Annotated in this window: 7 protein-coding genes; all 7 read right to left on the minus strand. The window is 70.5% G+C overall.

The annotated features are described in order from the left end of the window. Positions 1-198: helix-turn-helix domain-containing protein (locus MCM47_RS39085; RefSeq protein ID WP_238951660.1), on the minus strand; the 198-nt coding region annotated here is incomplete at its 3' end. A 4-nt stretch (positions 199-202) separates the two neighbouring features. Further along, positions 203-949 (minus strand): thioesterase II family protein, encoded by a 747-nt coding sequence (locus MCM47_RS39090; protein ID WP_238861743.1) that lies wholly within the window; start codon positions 947-949, stop codon positions 203-205. Between the two features lie 364 nt (positions 950-1,313). Continuing rightward, on the minus strand, positions 1,314-2,132 hold the full coding sequence (locus tag MCM47_RS39095; protein WP_238951661.1) for a LuxR family transcriptional regulator: 819 nt from the start codon (positions 2,130-2,132) through the stop codon (positions 1,314-1,316). A gap of 253 nt (positions 2,133-2,385) precedes the next feature. Then, on the minus strand, positions 2,386-4,365 hold the full coding sequence (locus MCM47_RS39100) for an AarF/ABC1/UbiB kinase family protein (protein ID WP_238951662.1): 1,980 nt from the start codon (positions 4,363-4,365) through the stop codon (positions 2,386-2,388). A gap of 46 nt (positions 4,366-4,411) precedes the next feature. Beyond that, positions 4,412-5,662 carry a cytochrome P450 gene (locus MCM47_RS39105; protein ID WP_238951663.1) on the minus strand — a complete coding sequence of 417 codons (1,251 nt, stop codon included), beginning with the start codon at positions 5,660-5,662 and terminating at the stop codon, positions 4,412-4,414. A gap of 14 nt (positions 5,663-5,676) precedes the next feature. Then, positions 5,677-6,177, minus strand: coding sequence for a 3-hydroxyacyl-ACP dehydratase FabZ family protein (locus tag MCM47_RS39110; RefSeq protein WP_238861741.1), 501 nt, complete (start codon positions 6,175-6,177; stop codon positions 5,677-5,679). Further along, on the minus strand, positions 6,174-6,555 hold a 382-nt coding region (locus MCM47_RS39115), incomplete at its 5' end, for a 3-hydroxyacyl-ACP dehydratase FabZ family protein (RefSeq protein ID WP_255753386.1). The genes MCM47_RS39115 and MCM47_RS39110, both read right to left, overlap by 4 nt.

A 6,555-nucleotide genomic window follows, 5' to 3' on the forward strand; every position in this document is an offset into this window, starting at 1 on the left:
CCGCCCCCGGGCGTCCCGGGTCAGCAGGCGGATGCTCTCCAGGGCGAGCGCGAGCCGGTGCACGGTCGCCCTGGACAGACCGGTGACGTCGCTCAGGGTCCGCAACGAGGCCGGACCGTCAGCCAGCACGCCGAGAAGCAGCGAGGTCTTGTCCAGGACGCCGACGCCGCTGCTCGGCCCCGAGGTTACCGTGTCCATCTGGTCACGCGATCCGTGCGGCGAGATCGCGCATCAGCCCGTCCGGCTGGCCCACGAGGTAGAAGTGGTCGCCGGGAAAGACCGTCATGTCGAAGGAGCCGGAGGCGAGATCCGCCCAGGCCGCCATGTCCGCGGGCGCGACGTCCAGGTCCCGGTCACCGACGTAGGCGACCATCGGGCAGTGCACGACGAGGGCATTCGGTCGGTAGGCCCCCATGATCCTGAAGTCGGCCCGGATGGCCGGCATCACCAGCTCGAACAGATCCGGGTCGGTCAACAGCGCGGCCTCCGTGCCGCCGAGTCGGCGCACCTCGTCGAGGACGGCCTCGTCACCGCCCAGGTAGGCCGCCTTGGGCTCGAACAGGTGCGGCGCCCGGGCGCCGGACAGGTAGAGCCCCTCCAGCCGCACGCCGTGCACGCCCTCCAGCCGGCACGCCACCTCGTGGGCGACGTAGGAGCCCATGCTGTGGCCGAAGAGGGACAGCGGCAGGTCCGCGAAGGGCAGCAGGGCCTCGGTGACCGCGTCGGCGAGCTCCGTCATGCTCTCCAGGCTCGACTCACCGATCCGCTCGTGCCGCCCCGGGTACTTGGCCGCCAGGAGCTCCACCCCGTTCCCGAGGCGGCCGCTCCAACTGTGGAACGTACTCGCGGCACCGCCCGCGTGCGGCAGACAGACCAGCCGCTTGGTCGCCGGACCGTCCGCCGCCGGGTGACGGCGGAACCACCGGCTGTCGATCACGCTGTCGATCATCTGTCCCGTCTCCTCCGAGCATGCCGCCGTGTTCTCCGGGCCGTGCGCGGAGCCGGTCCCGCCGGGGGTGCGGGGCCGGCTCCGGCGCCCTTCCACGGGTCGGCCGACGCGGTTTCGAGCTGAAACGCGCGCCTGCCGACCGCGGGCCGCCGGCAGTCCGCCCGGGGAGACGACTGCCGGAGTTCTCAGGAGCCTTTCCGATCACCGGTCGATGGCTCATCAATCGCACTTCGATTCTTCGACCGGAATTCCCGATTCGCCGTCGGTCCCGCATCGGCTGGTTCCGGATCAGTTCTATCCGCACGCCGCGCAGCACCGCAATGGCGGTTTCAGGTAGTTGCCAACACGGTCACCCCGACCGCTTTCAGGCGGTTCGCCGACTCGGCCGCGATTCCTGTTCCGCGGGCAGCAACCCGAGCTCGGCGGCGCGCGCGCCGGCCTGAAAGCGGGAATTCACCCTCAACATGTCCATGATCTCCGCGACGTAGCGCCGATAGGTACGGACCGAGACCGACAGCTCCCTGGCTGCGACCTCGTCCGTCATTCCGGCGTTCAGGCAGCCCAGCACGCGCCCAGCGAAGTCGGCCCGGGCCCAGTTGCCGAAGCCCTCCTGATCGCGGATCGAGACCGCACCACGCCATACGCTGGCGAAGAGGAGATGCAGGGAGTTCAGTACGGAGGCGTCCCGCACCACCGCGGCCTGCCGGCTGCCGCCGATCGGATCGGCCAGCAGGGCGACCTGGTGGTCCACCAGGATCGCCTCCATCGGAGGTAGCCGGGCCGTCCGCACCTCGACCCGGTGTCCGGCCTCGAGCTGGGCGAGGGCGAACTCGCGGTCCAGGCCGGCCTGTCCGCACAGCAGGCGGACCTGCACGGTGGCACCACGCGCGGACAGCAGCGTTTCCAGCGAGCGGTAGACCACCTCGGCCCGCGCCCGGTCCGAGGAGAGCACCACTTCCAGGCCTCGTCCGGCCCGGCCGATCATGCGCGTGACCTCCGCCGACAACTGGTCCTCGCCGGATCGCAGCACGGTGACGGTCGATCCCTTGGAGACCCAGTCGCGATGCCTGACCATCGTGTCGGCGAGCAGGGCCTGCACCTCCAGCAGCCCCTGCTCGATCTCGTCCCTCGGACGATCCCGTACGACCGGGCGGAAACCGGCTGTCGCCGACGACTTCATCATTACAACCCCCATGACGTGAACGCCCATTCATCGCCATGGAACAGCGCGGCGGGCGAACGGTCCTATGGGGCTGGCAGCAAGTTGCTCAGGCCAGGCCAGGAGCACACGGGCGCCTCACGAGAACTGACGGTCCGTGTCGACTTCGATGCCGAAGGTAGCCGATGAGCCGAACCGCCCGCCGGGCGGTTGACCGATTCCGGTCACGTTCCGACCGCACCGGACGGACCACGGCTCGCCCGGACGCCGGTTGCTGTCACTGTCTGCGCACCACGGCGAACAGCACCCGGATCATCAGAACGGCGCTGACCGCGAGCAGGTTGTACCCGAGGACCTGGAAGAGGCTGACGGACCTCACGATCATCGGTCCGCCACTGGTACCGACCAGAAGCACCGCCATCACACCGGTAGTGGCCCCGAGGACGGTGAGGATGATCTCGCTCAGCATGGCGCGGACGAAGCCACGATCGTGTTCGTGGCCCAGCAGCCGGACGTTGACCCCCAGGCGCCCCTGCTCCAGCGCCCCGGTGATCCGGTTCAGCCGGCGCGGCAGCTGACGGAGCATCGGCAGCACCGCCAACAGTTCGTCCAACGCCGACGCGGCCAGGGCGGCGGGCGCGACCTTCTCGGCGAGGTGGGTCCTGGCGAAGCCCTTGGCTGCGGCCAGGAGGTCGAAGGACGGGTCGAACCGGGGAAGCGTGCCCTCCAGGGTCGCCAGAGCCCGGAAGGCCGCCGCGACGTTGGGGGGAATGGTGATCCGGTGCTCGGCGACCAGGCGGAAGAGGTCGCCGAAGGAGGCGAGGTCCAGGGGCAGGCCCGGGCTGAAGTGGCGCGCCAGGAAGTCGCCGAGCGAGCGTTCCAGCTTCGCCTCGTCGATCGTCTCAGGGTCGTCGACCAGTCCCACCAGCACGTCGCGCAGCGCCGCCGCATCGCCCTTGTTGACCGCGAGGAGCATGTCACGCAGCTTGGTCCGGACCAGGGAGTCAATCCGGCCCACGGATCCGAAGTCCAGGAGCGCGATCCGGCCGTCGTGCAGCAGCAGGATGTTGCCCGGGTGCGGATCGGCGTGGAAGATCCCGCCGACCATGATCTGTCGCAGCACGCAGTCCAGCACCGCGTTGGCGCCAGCGGCAGGGTCCATCAGCCCCGCTACCTGCTCGGGTGTCGCGGAGCCGAGGGCGATGCCGTCCATCCACTCGACGACCAGGACCTTCTCGGTGCTCAGCGCCTGGTGCACGGCCGGGATCACGACCTCCGGCCCCGCCGGGGCCAGCGGCCGGTGGGCCGCCTCGGCCGCGGCCGCCGCGATGGCCGCGATGTTGCGGGCCTCGATGCGGAAGTCGAGCTCCTCCAGCACGGACTGGGCGAACCCCTCGGCTAACGCGTAAACGCCGGTGGAACGCCCCCACTTGGTGCGTTCCTCCAGCTTTCGGGCGGCGCTGCACAGGATGTCCAGATCGCGTTCGACCACGGGTCGGCACCCCGGGCGGCGGACCTTGACCACCACCTGCTGGCCGGAGTGCAGCCGCGCGCGGTGGACCTGGGCGATCGAACCGGCCGCGAGCGGCCGGGGGTCGAACTCGGCGAACACCTCGTCGGTGGGGCCGCCGAGTTCCCTTTCCAACTGCTCGGCCACCTGCTCCCAAGGAGCGGGTGTCGCCTGGTGCTGGAGCCGGCTCAGTTCCGCGATGAACTGCGGGGGCAGCAGGTCGTAGCGCACCGACATCAGCTGGCCGAGCTTGACGAAGGTGACGCCGCCCTCCTCCAAGGCCAGGCGCAGCGAGCGGGCGAGCTCTGGGTGGCCGTAGGAGCCGGCGGCACGGGCCCGGTCCGCGCTGCGCAGCAGGCGGGTGAGACCGTGCCGCCGCACTATCGCGCTGAGCTGCGAGTAGCGCCGGGCTCGTACCCAGCGTCGGCGCAGCGCCTGGGGCAGGCGCAGCGCCGACCAGGAGCCGGTCGGCAGGAGTGTTTCGGAGAGCGCGAGGAAGGCCACCGCGGCGAAGAGCCCGGCGCCGACCTCGATGGTGAGGGGCACGGACGGGTTGCCCACCGACCGGTTCACGCTGCTCAGAGCCGAGCCGAGGACGGAGGCCGCGGCGACCCCGGCCGAGCCGGTCAGGGCCGCGCGGATGACGCCGATCCGCACTCCGAGCAGCCGACGGGCACCGACCGCTAGGCCGCCGACCGCGATGACCACGGTGATCGCCCCGAGGAGGATGATCAACGTCGTCTTCATCGGTGGCGTGTGGTGGTGGTCCCGGTCCCGCGCGGTTGAAGATCCGTCATCCCACTCCCCTGGACATCGCGTTGTCGGCGTACCACCGCACCGGAAGCGTCTCCAGCGGGCGGGTCACCACGTTCTGCTGGTACCGCAGTTCGCTCGGGTCCACGGCGAGCCGCACCTCCGGGAAGCGCTCGAAGACACGGCGGGTGCCGACCTCGGTGATCACCTTAGCCAGATGCGCGCCGGAGCAGTAGTGGATTCCGAAACCGAAGGACAGGTGGGTGGGCTTCTCCCGGTCCAGGTCCAACTCGTCAGGGTGGTCCGGGAACTGGCGCTCGTCCCGGTTGGCCGAAAGCACGTTGATGATCACGATCTCGCCGGTCGGGATGGTGGTCCCGCCGATCGTCACGGGCTCGGTGGTGGCGCGCTGCAGGGTGTTCCCGATCGGGCTCACGTAGCGGATGAGCTCGTCCATCGCGGCGCCCCAGGAGCCCGGCTCCGCGAGCAGCCGGTCGCGCTCCTTCGGGTGCGTCAGGAATGTGCCCAGGACGCCTCCGACCAGGCTCGCGGTGGTGTCGTTGCCGCCGGTCATCAGGGCGAAGGCGGTGGAGAGGATCTCCATGCCGGTCAACCGCTTGTCGGCATCGGCATGGATCAGGGCGGAGATCAGGTCGTCACCGGGTTCCTTCTCCTTCCGCGCGATCAGCGCGCGCAGGTAGGCGGAGAGCTCCCTGGTCGTACGGTCCATCTCGCCACCGGCCATCACCGGGTCGGCCGCTCGCAGTGCGGTGGACCAACGCAGGAAGTCCGGCCAGGACTCGGCGGGGACGCCCATCAGGGCCGCGATGGCGATCACCGGGAGCGGGTCGGCGTAGCCGCTGATCAGGTCGGGGCTGGCCTGATCGGCGAGCTTGTCCAGCAGCTCGTCGGCCATCGCCACGACCTTGGGGCGCATGGCCTCCGCCCGGCGGGGGGTGAAGGCGAAGCTGATCGCACGGCGCAGCGGGGTGTGCCGCGGCGGCTCGAGGTTGGCCAGGTGGTTGGAGTTCTCCGGCGGGGGCACCACCCGCTGTCCGGTCCGCTCGGCGATCAGCTTGTAGTGGTAGTGGATGTCGCGGCTCAGCCGGGGGTCGGCGAGCGCTTCCTTGGCCTCCTCGTAACGGGTCACCACCCAGGCCCGGCCGGCGCCGGGCAGCGGCACCTCGCAGACCGGTCCCTGCGAGCGGATGTACTCCAGGATCGGAAAGGGGTTCTGGGTGAACTCGTTGGTGAACATCCAGTACTTGGAAGGCTTGGGTGTCGCAGTCATGTGTCTCTCCTCGGTCAGGCCGACGGGGCGGCGATTGCGGGGCGCAGCAGTGCCGCCGGCCGGAAGGCCATCACCATGCGCTCGACCGACATCACCGGCTCCCCGGCGCAGCGGCTCTCACCCTCGAAGACCACCGAGTCGTCGAGCATGCGGTCGACCCTGACCAGGTGTTCGACCAGGTCACCGGGACGCACGGGGCGGTGGAAGCGGGCGGCGGTGACGCTGCCGAACAGCATGACCTGGCCGCGGGCGTCGGGTGCGGTGGCGGAAGCGAGCACACCGGCCGCTTGTCCCCAGGACTCGATCAGCAACGGCAGCGGGTAGACCGGGTCCTGGCCTGGGACCAGCCCGGCGTACCAGGGCTCGTTGTGGGTGACGGCCTTGGTCGCCGTTATCCGCTCCCCCGGCACCAGTTCCACTACGCGGTCCACCAGGAGCATCGGATAGCGGTGCGGCAGCAGGTCGACGACCGCCGGGGCCGGGTCGCCGGTCGGCGTCGACTCGACAGCGGTCATCGTGCCCCTCCATCGGTGGTGGCGAAGCGCAGGCGGATGGAGGCCGCCGGCCCGTTCCCGGTGGCGGCGGCCGCCCGGCACTGCCAGCCGTCCTCGGTCCGGCGCCAGGTGAGGTCGATGACGAGGGTGTCGCCGGGGTAGACGGCGCCGCTGAAACGGGCGGAGTCCACCGCGATCAGTTCGACCGGCTCAGGGGCGGTGACGCGGGCTCCCTGGTGGGCGCATTCGAGGACGCAGACGCCGGGGAAGATCGGGAAGTCCGGGTAGTGGCCGGCGAAGACCGGCTCCTCGGGGGTGATCACGATTCGCACACTGGCCCGCCCGTCGGTCGGCGGGGACACGACCTCGATCGGCCCGGCCACCGGGCTGATCGGCGGG

The sequence above is a fragment of the Kitasatospora sp. A2-31 genome (assembly GCF_022288725.1).
GTDB lineage: Bacteria > Actinomycetota > Actinomycetes > Streptomycetales > Streptomycetaceae > Kitasatospora.